The 21,336-nt window shown below is 55.4% G+C and carries 16 protein-coding genes and 1 pseudogene; 10 read left to right on the forward strand and 7 right to left on the reverse strand.

Features of this window, described 5'->3' with window-relative positions; translation table 11 throughout:
• Positions 1 to 165 precede the first annotated feature (165 nt).
• From menF to EDI29_RS01365, 7 genes are all read left to right on the forward strand, one after another.
• Positions 166 to 1,488 (forward strand): isochorismate synthase MenF, encoded by a 1,323-nt coding sequence (gene menF / locus EDI29_RS01335; protein ID WP_137739408.1) that lies wholly within the window; start codon positions 166 to 168, stop codon positions 1,486 to 1,488.
• Between the two features lie 168 nt (positions 1,489 to 1,656).
• On the forward strand, positions 1,657 to 3,339 hold the full coding sequence (gene menD / locus EDI29_RS01340) for a 2-succinyl-5-enolpyruvyl-6-hydroxy-3-cyclohexene-1-carboxylic-acid synthase (RefSeq protein WP_137739409.1): 1,683 nt from the start codon (positions 1,657 to 1,659) through the stop codon (positions 3,337 to 3,339).
• Entirely contained in the window at positions 3,327 to 4,142 is an 816-nt protein-coding gene (gene menH, locus EDI29_RS01345; RefSeq protein WP_137739410.1) for a 2-succinyl-6-hydroxy-2,4-cyclohexadiene-1-carboxylate synthase, read from the forward strand. Before menD ends, menH begins: the two co-directional genes overlap by 13 nt.
• Before the next feature lie 5 nt (positions 4,143 to 4,147).
• Positions 4,148 to 5,005: a 1,4-dihydroxy-2-naphthoyl-CoA synthase gene (gene menB, locus EDI29_RS01350; protein ID WP_010301311.1), complete on the forward strand. Its 858-nt coding sequence runs from the start codon at positions 4,148 to 4,150 to the stop codon at positions 5,003 to 5,005.
• Positions 5,005 to 5,976, forward strand: a complete 972-nt coding sequence (menC, locus tag EDI29_RS01355) for an o-succinylbenzoate synthase (protein WP_137739411.1) — start codon at positions 5,005 to 5,007, stop codon at positions 5,974 to 5,976. Before menB ends, menC begins: the two co-directional genes overlap by 1 nt.
• Entirely contained in the window at positions 5,964 to 7,376 is a 1,413-nt protein-coding gene (menE, locus tag EDI29_RS01360; protein WP_137739412.1) for an o-succinylbenzoate--CoA ligase, read from the forward strand. The genes menC and menE overlap by 13 nt, the downstream gene beginning before the upstream one ends.
• A 112-nt stretch (positions 7,377 to 7,488) precedes the next feature.
• On the forward strand, positions 7,489 to 8,028 hold the full coding sequence (locus EDI29_RS01365) for a YfaZ family outer membrane protein (RefSeq protein ID WP_137739413.1): 540 nt from the start codon (positions 7,489 to 7,491) through the stop codon (positions 8,026 to 8,028).
• Between the two features lie 165 nt (positions 8,029 to 8,193).
• On the opposite strand, the gene tyrP is transcribed toward EDI29_RS01365, so the two are convergent.
• Positions 8,194 to 9,402, reverse strand: coding sequence for a tyrosine transporter TyrP (gene tyrP, locus EDI29_RS01370; RefSeq protein WP_137739414.1), 1,209 nt, complete (start codon positions 9,400 to 9,402; stop codon positions 8,194 to 8,196).
• A gap of 220 nt (positions 9,403 to 9,622) precedes the next feature.
• Here tyrP and EDI29_RS01375 point away from each other — a divergent pair, with 220 nt between their 5' ends.
• Entirely contained in the window at positions 9,623 to 10,816 is a 1,194-nt protein-coding gene (locus EDI29_RS01375; protein ID WP_137739415.1) for a nicotinamide mononucleotide deamidase-related protein YfaY, read from the forward strand.
• Positions 10,817 to 11,241: 425 nt separating this feature from the next.
• Here the strand turns inward: EDI29_RS01375 and EDI29_RS01380 are convergent, their stop codons facing one another.
• From EDI29_RS01380 to tesA, 3 genes are all read right to left on the reverse strand, one after another.
• Positions 11,242 to 12,102, reverse strand: a complete 861-nt coding sequence (locus tag EDI29_RS01380) for a co-chaperone YbbN (RefSeq protein WP_137739416.1) — start codon at positions 12,100 to 12,102, stop codon at positions 11,242 to 11,244.
• A 110-nt stretch (positions 12,103 to 12,212) separates the two neighbouring features.
• Complete coding sequence (locus EDI29_RS01385) at positions 12,213 to 12,983, reverse strand: SDR family oxidoreductase (RefSeq protein WP_137739417.1); 771 nt, start codon at positions 12,981 to 12,983, stop codon at positions 12,213 to 12,215.
• A 28-nt stretch (positions 12,984 to 13,011) separates the two neighbouring features.
• Positions 13,012 to 13,695 (reverse strand): multifunctional acyl-CoA thioesterase I/protease I/lysophospholipase L1, encoded by a 684-nt coding sequence (tesA, locus tag EDI29_RS01390; protein ID WP_137739418.1) that lies wholly within the window; start codon positions 13,693 to 13,695, stop codon positions 13,012 to 13,014.
• Between tesA and ybbA the strand changes: the two genes are divergently transcribed.
• Together ybbA and ybbP are read left to right on the forward strand one after the other, a co-directional pair.
• Positions 13,618 to 14,349 carry a putative ABC transporter ATP-binding protein YbbA gene (gene ybbA / locus EDI29_RS01395; RefSeq protein WP_010307452.1) on the forward strand — a complete coding sequence of 244 codons (732 nt, stop codon included), beginning with the start codon at positions 13,618 to 13,620 and terminating at the stop codon, positions 14,347 to 14,349. The two genes, tesA and ybbA, sit on opposite strands and share 78 nt — an antisense overlap.
• Positions 14,346 to 16,775: a putative ABC transporter permease subunit YbbP gene (gene ybbP / locus EDI29_RS01400; RefSeq protein ID WP_137739419.1), complete on the forward strand. Its 2,430-nt coding sequence runs from the start codon at positions 14,346 to 14,348 to the stop codon at positions 16,773 to 16,775. The genes ybbA and ybbP overlap by 4 nt, the downstream gene beginning before the upstream one ends.
• A gap of 331 nt (positions 16,776 to 17,106) precedes the next feature.
• On the opposite strand, the gene speG is transcribed toward ybbP, so the two are convergent.
• From speG to EDI29_RS01415, 3 genes and pseudogenes are all read right to left on the reverse strand, one after another.
• On the reverse strand, positions 17,107 to 17,682 hold the full coding sequence (gene speG / locus EDI29_RS01405; protein ID WP_137739420.1) for a spermidine N1-acetyltransferase: 576 nt from the start codon (positions 17,680 to 17,682) through the stop codon (positions 17,107 to 17,109).
• A 167-nt stretch (positions 17,683 to 17,849) separates the two neighbouring features.
• Positions 17,850 to 19,981 (reverse strand): annotated as a pseudogene (locus EDI29_RS01410) (TonB-dependent siderophore receptor).
• Positions 19,974 to 21,080, reverse strand: coding sequence for an ABC transporter substrate-binding protein (locus tag EDI29_RS01415; RefSeq protein ID WP_137739421.1), 1,107 nt, complete (start codon positions 21,078 to 21,080; stop codon positions 19,974 to 19,976). Before EDI29_RS01415 ends, EDI29_RS01410 begins: the two are co-directional and overlap by 8 nt.
• Between the last annotated feature and the right edge of the window lie 256 nt (positions 21,081 to 21,336).

Consider the following 21,336-nt stretch of genomic DNA (forward strand, 5'->3'; position numbering starts at 1 on the left):
CGCAAGCAACGGCCCGTAAGGGTGACGGCCAGAGATGGCACGTCATAAAAATGTACTGAAACGTACTCTGCTGGTGGTGGCTTTTGCGTCTTGTATAACCTCTCGCCCACGACGTGTTTTTTTCCCGTATAATCCCCTACTTTGTGTTAGGTCTCCGGGGTGACGGTGAAACAACTTTCCGACTTGCTGCGCCATATGCAGCAAGATTTGCGCGAGCCACAGCCTGAACGCGCAGGTTTCAGACAAATAACGCGTTCATTACGGCTCAGTGAGGCGGCTGAGTTATTGCCGTGGTTGGCGACTCAGCCTGTGTATCCCCAGTTCTATTGGCAGCACCGTCAGGATCGTGAAGAGGTTGCCGTTTGTGGCAAGGTGTGTGGGTTTCGTCATATTCAGGACGCTGAGGCATTCCTCGTTCAGCAGCAGTGCGATCCCGATGTCCGCATCTGGGGGCTGAATGCATTTAACCAGTCGAAAGAAGAGGGCGCTTCGTCACCTGGCTACCTATTCTTGCCCCGTGCGGAACTGCGACGTCAGGATGATATGCTCAGCCTGAGCATTAACCTGTTCAGTGAAACGTCATTGCAACAGGATGCTGTCGAAGCCTCTGCGTTTATTAACCTGCTTCTTCCACCCGCGCCATTGCCCCTTTTGCATGCGGAAGTGCAGTCTGTCGCGCATCAGCCGGAGCGTCAGGGGTGGATTGATTTGCTTCAGCGGGCGCTGCATGACATCAAAACAGGGCTAATGGAAAAAGTCGTTTTGGCACGGGCAACCACGCTAACGCTGACACAACCGCTACAGGCAACCACCTTTATGGCTGCCAGCCGTGCGGCGAATCACCACTGTTTCCATTTCATGCTGGCACACGATGCGCGTCATGCGTTTCTTGGTTCTAGCCCGGAACGGCTTTATCGCCGGCGGGGGAGCGAATTGGAAACGGAAGCCCTGGCGGGAACGGTGGCAAGCGATCGCGATGCACACAAAGCCGCTGAACTGGCCGATTGGCTGATGAAAGACACTAAGAATCAGTGCGAGAACATGCTGGTGGTGGATGATATTTGTCAGCGGCTACAGCAATCTGCGCTGTCGCTGGATGTCATGCCGCCAGAAATTGTGCGTTTGCGTAAGGTGCAACACCTGCGTCGCACCATTCATGCCACGCTGCGAACCGCGTCTGATAGTGCGTGCCTGAATACATTGCAGCCCACGGCGGCAGTAGCGGGTTTGCCGAGGCAGGAAGCGCGCCGCTTTATTGCGGCTCATGAACCGTTCGAGCGCGGTTGGTATGCGGGGTCTGCGGGTTACTTGTCGCGTCAGCAGTCTGAATTCAGTGTGGCACTGCGTTCGGCAGAGGTGCGGGATCATATTTTGACGCTCTATGCTGGTGCCGGAATTGTGGCAGGTTCTGATCCAGAACAAGAATGGCAGGAGTTGGAAAACAAAGCTGCCGGGCTGAGATCGCTGTTAGACGGTGATATGTCATAGTTTTGTTTTATGGTTGTTGTGCCAGGTACTGGTTTATATCAAAGTCAGCGTGGTAAAAAAAAATATAATAAGGCTGATCGCGATAGTCGTTGAAGGGCAACCAGGCCGCCAACAGTTGGATCAAGAGTATTTGTTTTATAACCTGCAACCTGAGTTGTTGAGTACATCATGTCAACAAGTGTATTTAATCGCCGCTGGGCTACATTGCTGCTGGAATCGCTGACCCGCCATGGCGTCCGGCATATCTGCATCGCGCCTGGTTCTCGCTCTACCCCGCTGACGCTGTCTGCGGCAGATAATCGCGCACTGATTTGCCACACGCATTTCGACGAACGGGGGCTGGGGCATCTTGCGCTCGGGCTGGCAAAAGCTTCTCGTGAACCGGTTGCGATTATCGTGACGTCAGGTACTGCTGCTGCCAACCTTTATCCGGCAATTATTGAAGCAGGGCTGACTGGTGAGCGGCTGGTGGTTTTGACGGCCGACCGTCCGCCGGAGTTGATTGACTGCGGTGCGAATCAGGCGATTCGTCAGCATGCACTGTATGCTTCACACCCCACGCTGGCGCTGGATTTACCGCGCCCTACGCCAGATATTCCCGCTAACTGGCTGGTTTCCTCGGTGGATAGTGCCATGGCGCGTCTGACGCACGGCGCGTTGCACATTAACTGCCCCTTTGCTGAACCGCTTTATGGTGCTGATGATGGCACGGCTTATCAAGACTGGCTGATGACGCTGGGTGACTGGTGGAACAGCCGCGAGCCTTGGCTGCGCGAAATGCGCCAGAGTGCGCTAGCGGTGCAGCCGGACTGGCCGCAGTGGCGGCAAAAACGTGGCGTCGTCCTCGCTGGGCGCGTGAGTCCCGAACAAGGGGCACAACTCGCAGCGTGGGCGAACGAACTGGGCTGGCCGCTGATTGGCGATGTGCTGTCGCAAAGCGGGCAGCCGTTACCCTGTGCGGATATTTGGCTAGCGCATCCTGAAGCGGTAACGCTTTTACGGCAGGCAGACATCGTCCTACAGTTTGGCGGTAGCCTGACCGGTAAGCGCCTGCTGCAATGGCAGGAACAGTGCCAGCCGCAAGAATTTTGGTTAATTGACGATCTGCCGGGACGGTTGGACCCGGCTCACCATCGCGGGCGTCGTCTGGTGGCGGACGTGGGCGAATGGCTGTCGGCGCATCCAGCAGAAAAACAGGCGTCGTGGGCGGATTTGCTGGTGGATATTGCCGACAGAACGCAGCGGCAGATCGATACGCATCTGGCTTCCCGTTTTGGTGAAGCGCAGCTGGCGCAGCGCATACCGGCGTTGTTACCGCCGGATGGACAGCTGTTTGTCGGCAACAGTCTCGTGGTGCGCCTGATCGACGCGCTGGCGCAGCTCCCGCAGGGCTATCCGGTGTACGGTAATCGTGGTGCCAGCGGCATTGATGGCCTGATCTCCACGCTGGCCGGTGTGCAGCGAGCCACGTCAAAAGCGACGCTGGGCATCGTCGGCGATCTCTCTGCATTATACGATTTAAATGCGCTGGCGCTGTTGCGTCAGTCCCCCGCACCGCTGGTGTTGATCGTGGTGAACAATAACGGTGGCCAGATATTTTCCCTGCTGCCGACGCCGGTTGACCAGCGTGAAGCGTTTTACTGCATGCCGCAGAATGTGGAGTTCGGCCACGCGGCCGCGATGTTTGGCTTGAATTACGTGCGTGCCGAGAACTGGGAACAGCTGGCAGACACGGTGGCAGGTTGCTGGACTCAGGGCGGCGTCACGCTGCTGGAAGTGGTGGTTGAGCCGAAAGACGGCGCGGAAACGCTCAATGAACTGGTCGCTCAGGTGGCGACGTGGGCGCACTAGAGTTTCAGGGGATAGATGTTCAGGAGCTAAGCTGCCGGAAAGTGGCGCATGGCGCAGTTGCTTTGACGCAGCCGTGGCTCGTGTGCCTGCATGGTTTATTGGGAAACGGTGAAGACTGGCTGCCTGTTCTTCCGTTTTTGCGTGACTGGCCGGTGCTGCTGGTGGATTTACCCGGACACGGCGCGTCGCGATCCATTGCGACAGCAGATTTTGCCGATGTCAGTCGCCAGCTAAGCGCGACGTTGCGGGCACAAGGCATCGATCGTTATTGGCTGTTGGGCTATTCGCTCGGTGGGCGCATCGCGATGTATCACGCCTGCATCGGACAGCATGATGGCATGCTGGGGCTGCTGGTCGAAGGCGGACACCCCGGTTTAGCAACGCCTGAGCTATGTCAGGATCGTATCTACCATGATGCACGCTGGGCGCAGCGCTTTCGTCAGGAACCGCTGCCAGCGGTCTTGCCGGACTGGTATCAGCAGGCGGTCTTTGCCGATGTGGATTCTACTCAGCGTGAACAGCTGGTTGCTCGCCGCAGCGCCAATCATGGTGCGTCCGTTGCGGCGATGCTGGAAGCCACCTCGCTGGGGCGACAGCCTTTTTTGGCGGAGCGCCTGCGGCATCTATCGATACCTTTTGTTTACTTATGTGGTGCCAGCGATGTGAAATTTCAGACGCTGGCGGCGCAATACGGCCTGCCGTTACTGAGCGTCGCTCAGGCGGGTCATAATGCTCATCAGGCGAATCCAACGGCCTATGCCGAGCGGGTTCGCTCTTTTCTTTTGCATCCCGTTAAGGACTGATAACTATGCTTTATCCGAGTGAAGACCTGCTTTATGCACCGATTGAATGGCACGATTGCAGCGGCGACTTCGCCGATATTCTCTACCATAAATCTATCGATGGGATTGCCAAAATCACCATTAACCGTCCTCAGGTACGCAATGCGTTTCGTCCGCAAACGGTAAAAGAGATGATTCAGGCGCTCGATAATGCCCGTCATGACGACGGTATCGGGACGATTATCCTGACCGGCGCGGGCGATAAAGCATTCTGCTCCGGCGGCGATCAGAAAGTTCGTGGCGACTACGGCGGCTATCAGGACGACAGCGGTGTGCATCACCTGAACGTGCTGGATTTCCAGCGCCAGATCCGCACCTGTCCGAAGCCGGTCGTCGCGATGGTTGCAGGCTATTCCATCGGCGGCGGACACGTTCTGCACATGATGTGTGACCTGACGATTGCGGCAGAAAACGCCATCTTTGGTCAAACGGGTCCGCGCGTCGGCTCCTTTGACGGCGGCTGGGGCGCTTCTTACATGGCACGTATCGTCGGTCAGAAGAAAGCGCGTGAAATCTGGTTCCTGTGCCGCCAGTACGATGCTGCGCAAGCGTTGGATATGGGATTGGTGAACACGGTAGTACCGTTGGCCGATCTGGAAAAAGAAACTGTGCGCTGGTGCCGTGAAATGCTGCAAAACAGCCCAATGGCGCTGCGCTGCCTGAAAGCGGCACTGAACGCAGACTGTGACGGTCAGGCGGGCTTGCAGGAGCTGGCGGGTAACGCCACCATGCTGTTCTACATGACAGATGAAGGGCAGGAAGGCCGCAACGCGTTCAATGAAAAACGTCAGCCTGACTTCAGCAAATTCAAACGGAATCCGTAATGCGTCAGGTCACTCTCTATCGTTACAGCGTGCCGATGGAAGCCGGAGTGGTGCTGCGTAATCAGCGTCTGAAAACCCGCGATGGCCTTATCGTTCGCCTGCAAGACGATGAACGGTTTGGCTGGGGCGAGATCGCGCCGCTGCCGGAATTCAGCGTGGAAACGCTGGCAGAGGCGGAATCAGCCGCACTTGAACAGCTAAAATTGTGGGCGGTAGGGCAAGCATTTTCTGACGTTCTTCCGCCGTCGGTCGCCTTTGGCTTGAGCTGCGCGCAGGCCGAACTGGATCAGCACCTGCCGCAGGCGGCGAACTACCGCAAAGCGCCGCTGTGTAATGGCGATCCTGATGAACTGTTTGAGATGCTTCAGGCGATGCCGGGCGAGAAAGTGGCAAAGATAAAAGTCGGCCTGTACGAAGCCGTGCGTGACGGGATGATCGTTAACGTCCTGCTGGAAGCCTTGCCGGATCTGAAACTCCGTCTGGATGCTAACCGCAGTTGGACGCGTGCCAAAGCCGACGGCTTTGCCCGCTATGTTGCCCCGTCATTGCGTTCGCGTATTGCCTTTCTCGAAGAGCCTTGCAAAACCCGTGAGGAATCTCGTGAGTTTGCGCGGGAAACGGGCATCAACATTGCCTGGGACGAAAGCGTGCGCGAGGCGGATTTTCGGGTAGAAGCCGAACCTGGCGTGAGCGCGATTGTGATCAAGCCGACGCTGGTTGGCAGCCTGGCACGCTGCCAGCAGCTGGTGCAGGAAACGCATCAGGCTGGATTAACGGCGGTGATCAGCTCCAGCATCGAATCCAGTCTGGGTTTAACGCAGCTGGCACGTCTGGCGCACTGGCTGACGCCGGATACGGTTCCAGGGCTGGACACGTTGGATCTGATGCAGGCGCAGGTGATTCAACGCTGGCCGGATAGTACGTTGCCGCTGCTGGCTGCCGAGCAACTGGACGTGGTATGGCAATCCTGACTGACTGGCCGTGGCGACATTGGGCGAGCCAGATACCCCAGTCTGTCGCATTGATTGAAGATGAAACCCGCTGGAGCTGGCAGTCGCTTGCCCAGCGGGTGGATCATCTGGCAGAGCATTTCACACAGCAGGGCGTTACGGTAGACAGTACGGTTGCGCTACGCGGGAAAAATAGTGTCCAGATGCTGTTCAGCTATCTGGCGCTGTTACAGTGCGGCGTGCGTGTACTGCCGCTGAATCCACAGTTACCTGATGCATTAAGCGAGGCGCTGCTGCCTGCGCTGAAGGTAACGTATGGCCTGTGCCTGAATGATAAATCGTGGCCGAAGGCTGTACGCACGCTTTCTTTACCCTCAGATTCCTCGTCATCGTGTGATACCGAAGTCACCAACGACACGCATCGATTACGCTGGCAGGCCGACCAACTGGCAACGCTAACGCTGACATCCGGCTCCAGCGGAATGCCGAAAGCGGTGGCGCATTCATTTGCTGCTCATCTCTCCAGCGCGCAAGGTGTGGTTCAAATGATGGCATTTTCTGCCAGCGACAGCTGGCTGCTGTCACTTCCGCTTTTTCACGTATCCGGGCAGGGTATTGTCTGGCGCTGGCTGGCTACGGGAGCCACGATAGTGGTTCGTGCGCATCAGTCGCTGGAAAGTGCGCTGCGCGATTGTACCCATGCTTCTCTGGTGCCGACGCAACTGTGGCGACTGCTGTCGGAGGAGACATTGCCTACGGCACTGAAAGCCGTATTGCTTGGCGGTGCGACGATCCCGCAGGCGCTGACGCAACAGGCAGAATCACGAGGCGTCAGCTGCTGGTGTGGTTATGGTCTGACGGAACTGGCATCGACGGTCTGCGCGAAACGTGCCGATGGTCGCTCGGGCGTCGGTACGCCGCTACAGGGACGAGAGATCCGGTTGGCGGAGGAGGAAATTCTGCTGCGTGGCAGCACCTTAGCGGCTGGTTATTGGCGTGACGGAAAACTGATCCCGCTGGTCGATGATGACGGCTGGTTCCACACGCGAGATCGCGGGCTATTTACCGAGGGCGAGTGGCATATTCTGGGGCGTTTGGATAATCAATTCTTCAGCGGTGGAGAAGGGGTTCAGCCGGAGAATATCGAAGCCGTGCTGTTGATGCATCCCGATGTTCAACAGGCCTGTGTTGTACCCGTTGACGATGTGGAGTTTGGCCATCGCCCCGTTGCGGTAGTAGAGGTGGCTCATTCCACGACGCTCGACGCGGTACGTGAGTGGCTACAGCCGCGGCTTGCCGGATTTCAGCGTCCGGTCGCGTATTATGCGCTGCCAACTGAACTAAAAAATGGTGGGATTAAGCTTTCTCGCCAGCAGGTGAAAAGCTGGGTTAATGCAATGCACCCTCAGCTCAAACCATAGTGCGACTTGGCTTTACATTATTTCATGCTGGAGTGAAGGCGCGTTTCGGGTAGAATCGGCAACGATAACATCTTTACACGCGCGTTTAACGACGGTTTTAAGGATATTGAAAATGAAAAAATTTGTGATTGCCTGTGCGGGGAGCCTGTTACTTGCAAGTGCTTCTGTACATGCCATTAGCCTTTCCGGGGAAGCAGGCCGTGATTACGCAGGTGCTAGCGCGGGCTTCGGTCTGGGTATTCCAGGGCTTGCCGGTAACGTGAGCTATTCCCATGGCGACAACAACAATGATGTATACGGTTTTGGCCTGGGATACACCATCCCTGTTGGCGCACTTAAGCTGACTCTGGGGGGTAAAGCGTTGTACCTGAATCAGGATCACGGCAATGATGGTTATGGTGTTGCTCTGGGCGGTGGCGTGCAGTGGCCGCTAAGCCGTCAGTTCTCACTGTATGGTGAAGGTTACTATGCGCCGGATTCGTTCTCCAGCCATGTTGACCACTATGTTGAAGGGAAAGCGGGTGTGCGTTGGCAGGTGTTTGCACCGCTGAGCGTCGATGTCGGTTACCGCTATATCAATATGGCGCGAGAAAACGGCCCAGATAACAAGTTGGCTGATTCTGCCTATATCGGCGTTGGGCTGAACTTCTAATATACCGTCATACATCAAGCCGTAGGTGTACTGGCTTGATGTCGTGACCGGAAAGAAAAAAGGGCGTGAATGTTGAGTTCACGCTCTTTTTTATGGTGTGCATCCTGCACGCGATAGTAAAAAACGCGCCCTGCGTTTTTTACCTTGGGTCAACCGATCGCGGCGTTAATTGATTGATGGCAGCCAGCCCGCAACCATCGCCAACTGGATCAGAATAATGCTCACGCCGCTGGCGAAGATCAGCACCAACACGGGGGCGCCACCGCAGGTTGCGCGCATTTCAGGACGCTGCTTGCGTACCTGCCAGCTCAGCAAGGCGGGAATGAGTAACGCCAGCACGGCCAGTGCAATTGCTGCATAGCCCAAGGCCATTACAAAGCCTTGCGGATAAAAGAGTGCGAAGACCAGTGGTGGAATAAAGGTCAGCAGTCCCGTCTGCGCACGCCCTATGGCGCTATTCTTACGCTTAAACAAGTCGGCTAAATAATCGAATAGCCCTAGCGCCACGCCGAGGAACGAGGTCGCCAGTGCCAGATCGGCAAACAGGTGGACAGCCAGTTCAACGTGCGGCGAGGCAACCAGTGTGCGAATTGCCTGCATCAACCCATTCAACCCCGCCTGATCGGCCAAAATAGCATTGAATGTTGAAGAGCTGAGGCTGCCCAACATCACGAGCTGCCAGAAAATATAGGCAATCAGCGGTATTACGCTACCGATAAGGAATATCTTGCGTAGCTTGCGGCTGTCTCCCCCCATGTAGTGCACGATACTGGGGATACTGCCGTGAAAGCCGAATGAGGTCAGAATGACAGGCAATGCCGAGAGCGTCAGACCCTGTTGCAGCGGCAGCGTTAAAAGATTAACGCGCTGAATGTGTGGCACCATGACGGCGAGCATGATGACGAGCATCAGCACTTTGCCGCTAAACAGGATACGGTTAAACAAGTCGACTGAGGATGTACCGATGCAGACGACGCCGCCAGCAACCAGCGTGAAGAGCAGAATGCCCGCAGACAGCGGAAGTGAGTAGCCACTCCACTGGCTAATACTGCTGGCGAGCAGTTCGCCTGCGCCGCTGATATAGGCTGCGGTGAGCGCATACATCAGAAATAGCATACTGAAGCCGGTAATCCACTGCCCCCAACGGCCGAGATAGATTTTTGCCAGCGTGCCTAACCCGGTGTGCGACGGCTGATGTTGATACACTTCGACCAGCAACAAGGCGCTGTAGCACATCAGTGCCCACAGACCGATTAATATCATTAAGGTAGTACCAAACCCGACGCCAGCCGTTGCCAACGGCATTGCCAACATTCCTGCTCCAATTGTGGTACCTGCAACGATAAAAATACTGCCAAGAGTACGATTTTTCACCTATTCCTCTATATATAGCGCGGCTATCCAGATATTTTTGGCAGCAGAGTAGAATATTCAGTGATTTCTGTCAAAACGCCGTTACGACGAGTGTAATCTTATATTTACACCAGAGGCGAGCCATCGGCAGCAGGGCGTTATTGGACAGGCTGAAAGAAATATTGTGTTTGCGCATCCGACTTTCTAAAGTGGATTCAGGATTATCATCAGGAGTGAAAAAATGCTTAGGGTTGAGATGTTATGTACCGGCGATGAAGTGCTGCATGGTCAGATTATTGACACCAATGCGGCCTGGCTGGCGGACTATCTGTTTGTGCAGGGACTACCGATGACCAGCCGGATGACGGTGGGTGACGATCTCGATGCGCTGGTAACGGCGATAACGCAGCGTAGCCAGATAGCCGATATCCTGATTGTAAACGGCGGGCTGGGGCCGACCAGCGACGATCTCAGCGCATTGGCGGCAGCCACCGCGGCAGGAGAGGGATTGGTTGAACACGCCGAATGGCTGGCACGTATGGAGGCTTTCTTTGCTGAGCGTGGCAGAGTGATGGCACCGAGCAACCGTAAACAGGCGCACATCCCTGCCAGTGCGGAAATGGTGGATAACCCGGTGGGCACCGCCTGTGGTTTCGCGCTGCAATTGAACAAGTGCCTGATGTTTTTTACACCGGGCGTGCCGTCTGAGTTTAAGGTCATGGTCGATCAGCAAATTATGCCGCGCCTGCGCGAGCGTTTTGCTGTCGCCGATGCCCCGCTGTGCCTGCGCCTGACCACCTTTGGCCGCTCTGAGAGCGATCTGGCAAGCCAGTTGGACGGCATGGCGTTACCGCCGGGCGTGGTGCTGGGCTACCGCTCTTCTATGCCGATTATCGAGCTGAAGCTGACTGGCCCCGCAGCCCAGCAGGAAAAGATGGAGCAACTGTGGGAAACGGTGCGCACCGTGGCAGGGGAAAATACCATCTTCGAAGGAACCGAGGGATTACCTGCACAGCTGGCACGACGTCTTGCCGAGCGTGATATGACGCTGGCAGTGAGTGAACACTTCACGGCAGGATTGCTCAACTGGCAGCTCCAGTCGGCGAACGTTCCGCTGGTGGGCGGAGAACTGCTGGCAAACGTTGAGGATGTCAGCCTGTCTGGGCTAGCGGATTATGCTCGCCATCTGGCGGAGAGTCAGGGGGCGTCATTAGCGCTGGTGGTCGGCAGCCGGAACGATGCTGAGCTGTCATTAGCGTTGCATACGCCGGAAGGATCTTTTGCCCAAACGATACAATTCAACGTACAGCGCTACAGCCTGAAAACCCATCAGGAAGTGGTTGCGATGCTAGCGATGAACATGCTGCGCCGTTGGCTAAATGGCGGGTCCGTCTACGGCGGCCATGGTTGGATCACGGTGTTGAAGACGTTGTAGTCAGCGGGGGATTGAAGAGCTGATTCTCATCCTGCCTCTTGGGCACATTTCTATTCGGTTTTCGGGGCAGTTTCGTGCGCGATGATACCGTCATTTTCATGCAACTTCATAGCACGCGCCCGACACGGGGCGTCTCAAGCGCCGCTCGCCCCGTGACCCCTAGGCTTTTTGGCGTGAATTATGCCGCTGGCGCGGTTCCTTCGTCGGTATCAGGCTTAACGGACCGCTTGCGACACGTTCCCGACGTGGCGCAAGCTTTCGCCGCATCCATGCGGCTCATCCTAAGCCTGCTATCTCCTCAGCATAATTTTTTACGCCGAGTAACGTCAAAATCATCGCATCAAGTCAGTATAAGACGAGATAAGACGGGGGGCCCGCAAATAAAAAGGCCAGAATCAACGTTCTGGCCTTTTTCACAAGATAAATCAATATAATAACGAATAGAGCTGCCGACGATAGCGGGCGGCGAGGGCGTCGCTGGTGCCGAGGGCGGCCATAATGTCCATTAGCGTTTTGCGTGCGCTGCCGTTAGCGGCGGTCAGATCTTTCTTCAGGAATCCCATCAGCAGTTCAAGCGCTTCTTCATTACGGCCAACCTGATGCAGTTGCAGAGATAGCTGTACTGCCAGATCCGCATTTTGTGGGTCAGCGTCCAACTGCTGCTGTAAATGCTGAATTTCCGGCGTGTCTGCTGCCTGTTTCAGTAATTCAATCTGCGCCACGAGGCTGTGATAGCGCGTGTCTTGATCCTGCAAAGGAATGGTCGCCAGCACGGCTTCGGCGTCTTCACTGCGTTTAATTTGAATCTGCACTTCTGCCAGCATCAGGCCGATATCGCTGCGCTGTTGGCTGAGTTGCCAGGCGTCTTTCAGTAGCTGCATCGCTTCTGGCAGTTTGTCTTCCTGAATCAACTGCTGTGCTTGTGCGACTTTCAGCTCTTCTTCTTTTGGCAGTGCGCGTTTCAGTAGTTCACGAATCGCTTCTTCTGGCTGTGGCCCTTGAAAACCGTCCAGCGGCTGTCCGTCTTTAAACAGATAAACGGTTGGGATTGAGCGCAGGCCAAACTGAGCGGCGACGCGCTGTTCGGCATCACAGTCCACCTTCGCCAGAACAAACTGCCCTGCGTATTCCTGCGCCAGTTTATCCAGCACCGGCTCCAATTCCAGACAGTGCTGGCTACGTCCCGACCAGAAGTAAAACAGGACTGGCAGTGTCGTGGAGTGTTCCAAAACCTGGTGCAGGTTGGATTCGTTAACGTCAACGATAGTCGCTTGTTGTTCTAACATGAGTAGTCTCTCTTACTTCTTGAATTCACTTGACCTTTAGATGGGGCCTGTCGGTGTCACTTACAAGCCTCGTGCAGCGGTGAGTGCGCAATACGTCGCCTTCTGCTGCCTTATCCTCGTAATACTTTATCCAGCAGACACCCCGGTAGCAGACGACGCAGCCAGGTTAAGGCATGGGCTATCAGCGTCACGGGATAGCGTAATTTAGGCCGCGAGCTTTCCAGCGCGTGATGGAGCTTCGGCAGTATCGCTTCCGGCGGCAGCGTAAAACGTTTAGCGATACCGGGGTTGGTGACCGGCTTATCTGTCTGCGTCTGTGCCACGTTATCAGTAAAGCGAGTGCTAATCGGGCCGGGTTCGATCAGGCTGACGTGCAGCCCGCTGCCGTGTAATTCCATACGCAATGCGTCCGACCAGGCTTCCAGTGCATATTTGCTGGCGGCATACGCGCCGCGTCCCGGTGTAGATACCAGCCCCATGACCGAACTGGTCTGGATGATACGGCCTTCACCGTGCGGTAGCATCGCAGGTAGCAGCAACTGGGTGAGCTGATGCGTGCCAAACAGGTTGCTGGAAAACTGCTGTTCGAGCTGCTGGCGTGAGATCGTATTCAATGGCCCATACAAGCCATATCCGGCGTTGTTAAACAAACCATACAGACGGTTATCGGTCAGCCTGATCACCTCCGCTGCGGCCTGTTCAACGCTGGCGCTGTCATCCAGATCGAGCGCAATGGTTTCCAAACCCAATGCGGTCAGACGAGCGACATCCTCTGCGCGGCGGCAGGCAGCAATCACGCGATAGCCGCGTTTTTGCAAATCCTGTGCGGCAATCAGGCCAATGCCGCTAGAGCAACCGGTAATGAAGACCGTTTTTTGCATAACTTTACCTAATTCAAAAGCCTATTTATTAAGACTCATGGTTAACTAAGGGTTCCAGCTGCTTCGCCATCCATTCTGCGATAAACGGTTGGGCATCACGGGTTGGATGGATGCCATCTTCCATCATCCACTCCGGTTTAAGATACACCTGCTCCATAAAGAAAGGCAGCAGTGGAAGCGTAAACTGCTCCGCGAGTTTGGGGTAGATATTGCTGAATGACTCGGTGTAGCGGCGGCCATAGTTGGTCGGCAAACGAACCTGCATGAGCAGCGGCTGGGCGTTAGCCTGTTTGACTAGCGTAATGATTTTTGCCAGATCCTGCTCGATATTGGCTGCCGGAAACCCTCGAAGCCCGTCATTGCCGCCCAGTTCAATCAACACCCAACGCGGCTGATGTTGTTTCAGTAGGGCAGGAAGTCGCGCCAGAGCCTGTGCGGTGGTGTCGCCGCTAATGCTGGCGTTAACCACTGCGATGCCTTTTTTCTGCGTCTGCCACTGCGTGTTCAGCAGCGTTGGCCACGCGTTAGCGATCGGCATCTGATAGCCCGCACTGAGGCTATCGCCCAAAATTAATAATGTGTCAGCGGCGAAAGCGCGTACGCTGCATAATCCCAGAAGCAAAAGGACGAAAACATGTTTGCGAAGACCAGCCCAGCGAGTGCTACGCCAAGCAAGACTGCGCACGTAGAAAACATTCTTGAAGTTCATCATCTTAGTAAGCACGTTGGTCAAGGAGAGAATCGGCTTTCCATCCTTACCGGAGTTGAGCTTATTGTCAAACCTGCGCAGACAATTGCCCTGATTGGTGAATCGGGTTCGGGGAAATCAACCTTGCTGGGGATCTTGGCTGGTCTGGATGATGGCACCGAGGGCGATGTGAGCCTGATGGGCAAATCGCTGAGTGCACTGGATGAAGAAGGCCGTGCGGCGCTGCGTGCCCAGCATGTCGGTTTCGTCTTCCAGTCTTTCATGCTGGTGCCGACGCTGAATGCGCTGGAGAACGTACAACTACCCGCATTGTTGCGCGGTGAAAGCGATAGCCACAGTCGTGGACAGGCCGAACAGCTTTTGCAACAGCTCGGACTGGGCGAGCGCTTACATCATCTGCCCGCCCAGCTTTCTGGCGGTGAGCAGCAGCGAGTGGCGCTGGCGCGAGCATTCAGTGGGCGTCCTAACGTCCTGTTTGCCGATGAGCCAACGGGGAATCTGGATCGTAAAACCGGTGAGCGCATTGTTGATCTGCTGTTTTCTCTCAATCGCGATTATGCCACCACGCTGATTCTGGTGACGCATGATGAACAACTGGCGGCACGCTGTGAGCGACGCCTGCGGTTAGTCGACGGCAAGCTGCGGGAGGACGCATGATCTGGCGGTGGTTCTGGCGCGAATGGCGCTCTCCTTCCTTATTGATTGTCTGGCTGGCGTTAACGCTGGCCGTGGCCTGCGTGCTGGCGCTGGGTACGATTAGCGACCGGATGGAAAAAGGGCTCAGCCAGCAGAGCCGTGATTTTCTGGCGGGTGACCGCGTATTGCGTGCTTCGCGGCCCGTCGCGGAAGACTGGCTTTTGGACGCGCAGCAGCGCGGACTGACGCTCAGTCGCCAGATTTCCTTTATGACCATGACGTTCGCGGGCGATACACCGCAGCTGGCACAGGTTAAAGCGACTGACCAGCGTTATCCGCTGTATGGCAATTTGCAGACGCGTCCTGAAGGGCTGCATGCCGAAGCGGGAACGGTGCTGGTAGCGCCGCGCCTGCTGGCGCTACTTGGGCTGAAAGTCGGTGACATGCTGGACGTTGGCGATACCTCGCTACGCATCAGCGGTGAGCTGATTCAGGAACCAGATTCCGGTTTTAACCCGTTCGAAACTGCGCCGCGTATTCTGATGAATTTGGACGATGTCGAGAAAACAGGGGCAATTCAGCCGGGTGGCCGTATTACCTGGCGCTACATGTTTTCCGGCAATGAAAAACAAATTAGTGAGTTCAGTAACTTCATCAAGCCACAGCTCAAGCCCGATCAGCGCTGGTATGGCATGGAAGATTCTGAAAGTGCGCTGAGCCAGTCGTTAAAGCGGTCACAGCAGTTCCTGTTGCTGTCGGCGCTGCTCACGCTGCTGTTGTCTATTGCTGCGGTCGCGGTGGCGATGGGGCACTACTGCCGCAGCCGTTATGACTTGGTCGCTATCCTGAAAACGTTGGGCGCGGGCAAACAAGCGCTGAGGCGCTTAATCATCGGCCAATGGCTCTCGGTGCTGGGTCTGGCGGCGGTGTGCGGTAGCATACTCGGCCTTGGGTTTGAGGCGCTGTTGATGAAAATGCTGGCACCGGTGCTGCCTGCTGCACTGCCAGCCTCTGGGCTGTGGCCGTGGGTATGGGCGCTGGGATCGCTGGTGTTGATCTCGCTGCTGGTTGGGCTGCGGCCGTATCGACTGCTGCTAGCGACACAACCGCTGCGCGTATTGCGTCAGGATGTGGTGGCGAACGTGTGGCCGCTGCGCTATTACCTGCCGATTGTCCTGCTTATTGTCGTCGGCCTGCTGGCGGTGTTGTCCGGTGGCGGCGTGCTGCTGTGGTCGCTGCTCGGCGGCGTGGCGGTGTTGTCGCTACTGTTGGGTGTTATTGGCTGGGGCGGTTTGCTGCTGTTACGGCGTCTGACGGTTAAACGTCTAGCGCTGCGTCTGGCGATTAATCGCCTGCTGCGTCAGCCGTGGTCGACGCTCAGTCAACTGGCGGCGTTTTCGTTGTCCTTCATGCTATTAGCGCTGCTGCTGGTGATGCGCGGTGATTTGCTGGAGCGTTGGCAGCAGCAGTTGCCGCCGGGTAGCCCGAACTATTTCCTGCTGAATATCACGGCGGAACAGGTGCCGCAGGTGAGGGAGTTTCTTTCTCAGCATGACGTGACGCCAGAGCAGTTCTTCCCGATTATTCGTGCGCGCCTGACGGAGATTAATCAGCAGGTTGCTACGGAAGTGATCCACGAAGACGATCCGGGCGGCAACACGGTAAACCGTGAGCTGAATCTGACCTGGATGAACGGGATTCCACAGCACAACGTGTTGGTGGAAGGGGAAGCGCCGAAGACGGGTGAAGTCTCGATGGAAGCAAAAGAAGCCAAAGAGATGGGTATCAAGATTGGCGATACGTTGACCTTTACCGGCGATACACAGCCGTTTAGCGCCACGGTGACCAGCTTCCGTCAGGTGGATTGGGAGAGCCTGCGTCCGAATTTCTTCTTTATTTTCCCCGTGGGGGCGTTGGATAACCAGCCACAGTCTTGGCTGACGAGCTTCCGCTACGATGGCGATGAGAAGATGATTACGCAACTGAACCGTCAGTTCCCGACGGTGAGCGTGTTGGATATCGGCAGTATTCTGCGTCAGGTTGGGCAGGTCTTGCAGCAGGTAAGCCGCGCGCTGGAGATTATGGTCATACTGGTGCTGTTCTGCGGCGTGCTGCTGTTGCTGGCTCAAATTCAGGTTGGGATGCGCCAGCGGCGTCAGGAACTGATGGTATACCGCACGCTGGGAGCCGGATTACGCCTGCTGCGCACCACGCTGTGGTGTGAATTTGCTGTTCTGGGGCTGGTGGCGGGAACGGCGGCGGCGATTGGCGCAGAATCGGCTCTGTGGCTGTTGCAGCGCAAGGTCTTTAACTTCGCCTGGGAGCCGAATATCACGATGTGGATAACGCTCCCGTTAATCGCAGCGTTCCTCCTGTCGCTCTGCGGCGGCTGGCTGGGGCTACGACTCTTGCGCGGTAAAGCGCTATTCCGGCAATTCGCGGGGTAATATTGCGGATGAAATACGCCATTTTCTCTGATACGCATTGCTATGCAAACACAGAGAAAGTTTCGTGCGCAGCAGCGCCGCCACGTTTATGCAAAACCTTATAAGCGCCCGACGCAGGGCGCTCAAGCGCCGCAGCCCTGCGAACCCTGGCTTCTGGCTAAATTATGCCGCTACGCGGTGCCATCAGTGTGCATGACCGCTGATCGAGCCGCCAGTGACGCGTTCCCGACGCGGCACTGGCTTTCGCGACGTCCTGTCGCTCACTCGGCGGTCAAGCTCACCGCTGCATAATTTTTGATGCCGGATAACAGAGAAAATCGACTTTCTTACCTTATTGGCTGAGAGAACTTCCTGGTGCTTCGCCGCCGGTTCCCGTCACGGTTTTGTGCTTCGCCAGATATTGATGTTGGAAAATGCACATGCGGATCGTGTTGCGGTATTCACCGTTGATGAAAAACTCGTGGATCAGTTCGCCTTCTACCTCAAACCCCAGCTTGCTGTAGATATGGATCGCTTTGTTGTTTTCCTTATCCACAATCAAATACAGCTTGTAGAGATTTAATACCGAGAAGCCGTAATCCATCGCCAGCTTGGCCGCCACGCTGGCGTAGCCGCGGCCCTGATAGGCCGGGTCGATGATGATCTGAAATTCCGCGCGACGGTGGATATGGTTAATCTCCACCAGTTCAACCAAACCTACCTTAGTCTGCTCGTGTTCAATAATGAAACGCCGTTCGCTCTGGTCATGAATATGCTTGTCGTACAGATCGCTGAGTTCGACAAAGGCCTCGTAAGGCTCTTCAAACCAATAACGCATTACACTGGCGTTATTATCTAATTGATGAACAAAAGTGAGATCGTCTCGCTCCAGCGGTCGTAGCCGAACGGAATTGCTCGTACCGGACATAGTGAATCCTTAATTGATTAGATAAACGTGAAACGGCATTACCGGCGTCACGCTGACATGGATGTGCCAACGCTAGTATAGCGGTGGGGAGGCGGGTGCTGAACTCCCAATGTGGAATGGCAAGTAGCAAAATGCCCCGTATCGCTGAGACACGGGGCTAAAGTGCATTAGAAATCGACGCTGGCGCGCAGCACCACCTGACGCGGCTCGCCGATGGCGACACGCAGGTTGTTACCGCTTGATGGATAATAGGTTTGATCGAACAGGTTTTTCACGTTGAGCTGCCATTTCACCTTGTAGCCGTTGAGCGGCAGGCTATAGGCGATAAACGCATCGGCAACGGTGTAGTCATCGAGATAAAAGGTATTTGCTGCATCGCCCGCGCGACGGCTGACGTAGCGTGCACCTGCACCGGCGCGGAGATCGTCACCGGCTGCCAGCCCAATGTTGCCAAAGTCCTGCGTCAGGAACAGCGAAGCAGTATGACGTGCGGCGTTAGGCATACGCTTACCGGTGTTTTCAGGATCGGCTGTGACGCGAGCATCGGTATAGGCATAAGAACCGATTAGGCTTAGTGAATCTGTGAGGTTGCCTGCCAAATCCAGTTCCACGCCTTGTGAACGCACTTTGCCCGCAGTGCGGTAAAGATTGTCATCGACCTTAACCATCACGTTTTGCTTCTCAATGTCGAACAAGGCCACGTTACCAGTCATACGATTGGGTAGATCGAGTTTGGCTCCGATTTCGTAAGACTTACCAATTTCCGGCGGAAGAGCGCCGATATTATTGGCAATATTACTGTTGGGCTTAAATGATCCGCTGTAGCTGGCATAGAGTGATGAATACGATGTCAGACTGTAGATAATGCCCGCACGCGGCACGACGCGGTGGTATGAGCTGTCAGTGTTGGTGATGAACGGACGCCCTTTACCTGCCATGACATCAAAGGTGTCATAACGCAGACCGCCCAATAATTGCCAGCGATCGTTAAGGCGAATGGCATCCTGCATAAAGACGGCTTTACTGTCGATATTCTCTCGTTGATCGCTGTCTTTGGCATTGACGGCGGTAGAGGCAGGCAGTTGACCATATACCGGGTTGTAAATGTTGAACCCTGAAGTCGCTGTACCGCGAATCATATCGCCACGGAAGGTTCTATCTGCTTCATAATCAAATCCAAACAACAGCTGGTGATTAATGCGGCCCCAGTCAACATCACCGTTCAGCGTGAGCTGGACAATTTGAGCCTGACTATGTGCATAGCCAGTAGCGTCTGGCTGACGCGTCAGGATTCCTGTGTTGGCATTGTATTTCGTCGCCCGCGCCTGATTGTCGCCCGCGCCTGATTGTCGCTGTAGCGGTTGCGGTTATACGAATAGGTCAGGCTGCTTTTCCAGCGGTCATTCAGGTTGCGGTCAACCTGCATGGTGACGCTGTCCTGATCGCCGCGTGTCGCATTGTAGCTCTCATCAAAGCGGCGGTCGCGCGGCGTATTCACCGGTTTGCCCGTTTTCGGATCGATAATCGTACCGCGATCGAAAGGCGTTAGATATTCCATATGTTCGTAGGAGACGCGCACGGTGGTGTCTTCGCCGTACCACATTAATGACGGCGCAATTGTCGTCTGGCGGTTACGCCCGAAGTTGCGCCAGTAGTCGGTTTCATCGTGATCGACCACCATGCGGTAAGCCAGACCGGACGTACCTAACGGACCGGTGACATCTAACTGCCCGCCGCCGCCCTTGAAGCTGCTTCCCCAGCCTTCAATGTGCGTTTTCTGTATCAGTTCGGGCTTCTTGCTGATGATATTGATGACGCCACCGGGTTCACCCATGCCATAGAGCATAGAGGCTGGGCCTTTCAGTACTTCGACGCGGTCGCTGCTGGGGGTAAAGTTGCGCGCCTGAATAGAACGCACGCCGTCACGAAAGATCGAGCCGTCGCGGTTATCACCGAAGCCGCGTTTGATGATGGCATCCTGTGTGCCGCCTAGCGTATTAGACTGGGTGATACCGCTGACGTTATACAGTGCTTCATCAATGTTGCGTACCGCACGATCTTCAAGCACCTGCGTGGGGACAACGTTAACTGCCTGTGGGACATCCAGCAGACGGCTTTCAGTGCGGGTGCCGGTCACGGTTTTATGCGGCTGATAGCCGGTCTCTTTTCCTGCTTGAGCACCCGTGGTGGCATTCACCATCATGGTGTCTTCTTTGCCATCGACGATGGCAGCCTGAGTGCTAAACGGCAGCAGCGCCAGCAGTGGCCAGCCGTGACGGAACGTGGTCTTTTTATTCATGCGAAATCTGACTCCAATAAATCCCTGAAAATTCAATAGGTAAAAACTGCTGATAGAGCTGTTGTAGTGTTTGTTGTGGATCGATATCGGCAAATCGATCTGGATAAAGCGCCTTGGCAAACATCTCAACCATCACGACGTGGTACGGGCTGAGATAGAAGTTGTGCCACATGCTCCAGGCACGAGCGGTTTGTACGGCTCGCAGGTGAGACAAAATAGGTTCTTGGCGAATGAGCGTGTCGAAACTTTCTTTCGCCTGCACGGCGTTAACCAGTGGCCCGAGCATCAGACTGGAGAAGCGCCTGCCCTCCGGCCCAGCCATACCGGTGGCGATGTAAACATCGGGATTGGCGGCCAGCACGCGCTCCGGGCTCAGTTCTCCGTAGACGCTGTTGATGGTGCCGCTAGCAATATTCTCGCCGCCAGCGAAAGTCAGCAGATCGCCAAGGCTGCCGCCGACTGCCGTAGTACAGCAGGTGTCCCGTCTGCCCAGATGCAAATGCAACATAACTGTCGGTTTCTTGCCGTGATATTGCGCGATGCGTTGGCGAATCACATCCATATGCTGTTGATAGAAATCGCTGAAAGCGGTCGCTCGCTGGGGTTGATTCAGCACTTCACCGAGCAGACGAATGCTTGGCAACGTGTTGTTAAGCAGGTCGATACGCAGATCGACGTAAATGAAGGGAATACCCGCGCGAGTCAGCGTCTGTTGCAGTTGATCTTCGTTAGCTGCGTTTTTTGCCAACCGTGGCAGAATGACCAGATCGGGTTTTAGCGGCAGCAGCATTTCTGCGTTCATCGCTTGCAGACTACCGTTGCCGAGTTGTGGGATCTGGTTTAGCTGTGGGAATTTTTCGGTATAGCGTGACCAACTCTGTGCATCGTAGCGCGCCATGTCCCCCGGCCAGCCAACAACATTCTTGGCTGGTTCATTGGGCTGAAGTAGGGCTAACGTATATAGCATGCGGCTCTCGCCCAGAATGATGCGCTGGGGACTGTCTGGAACCTCTACCTGTCGGCCCAAAATATCGGTGACGGTTTTTGCATGTAGGAGTGGGCTGAGTGAAAGCAGACAAAGTAGCAAGACGGTACGCATGATGGAGTTCACAAAATTTAGGATGGAGAAAGATAATCATTGTCATTTTCGTTTTCAACCGACGAAAAGTACGTGTAATTTCGGTTGGTAGAAATGTTCTTTCTTATCTGGGGGTTAGTGGTTTTTTCGTAAAGATTAGTAAATATTTAAAGCGTAAAGAGGGGGTAAGGGCGGTAGTGATGCGAATAGGCAGGAAAAGAAAGAAGTGAAGAAGAAAAGATAAGGCCCCGCAGGAGAGCCTTACGAATATGACGAA

This window comes from Pectobacterium polonicum, from assembly GCF_005497185.1.
Classification (GTDB): Bacteria; Pseudomonadota; Gammaproteobacteria; order Enterobacterales; family Enterobacteriaceae; genus Pectobacterium; species Pectobacterium polonicum.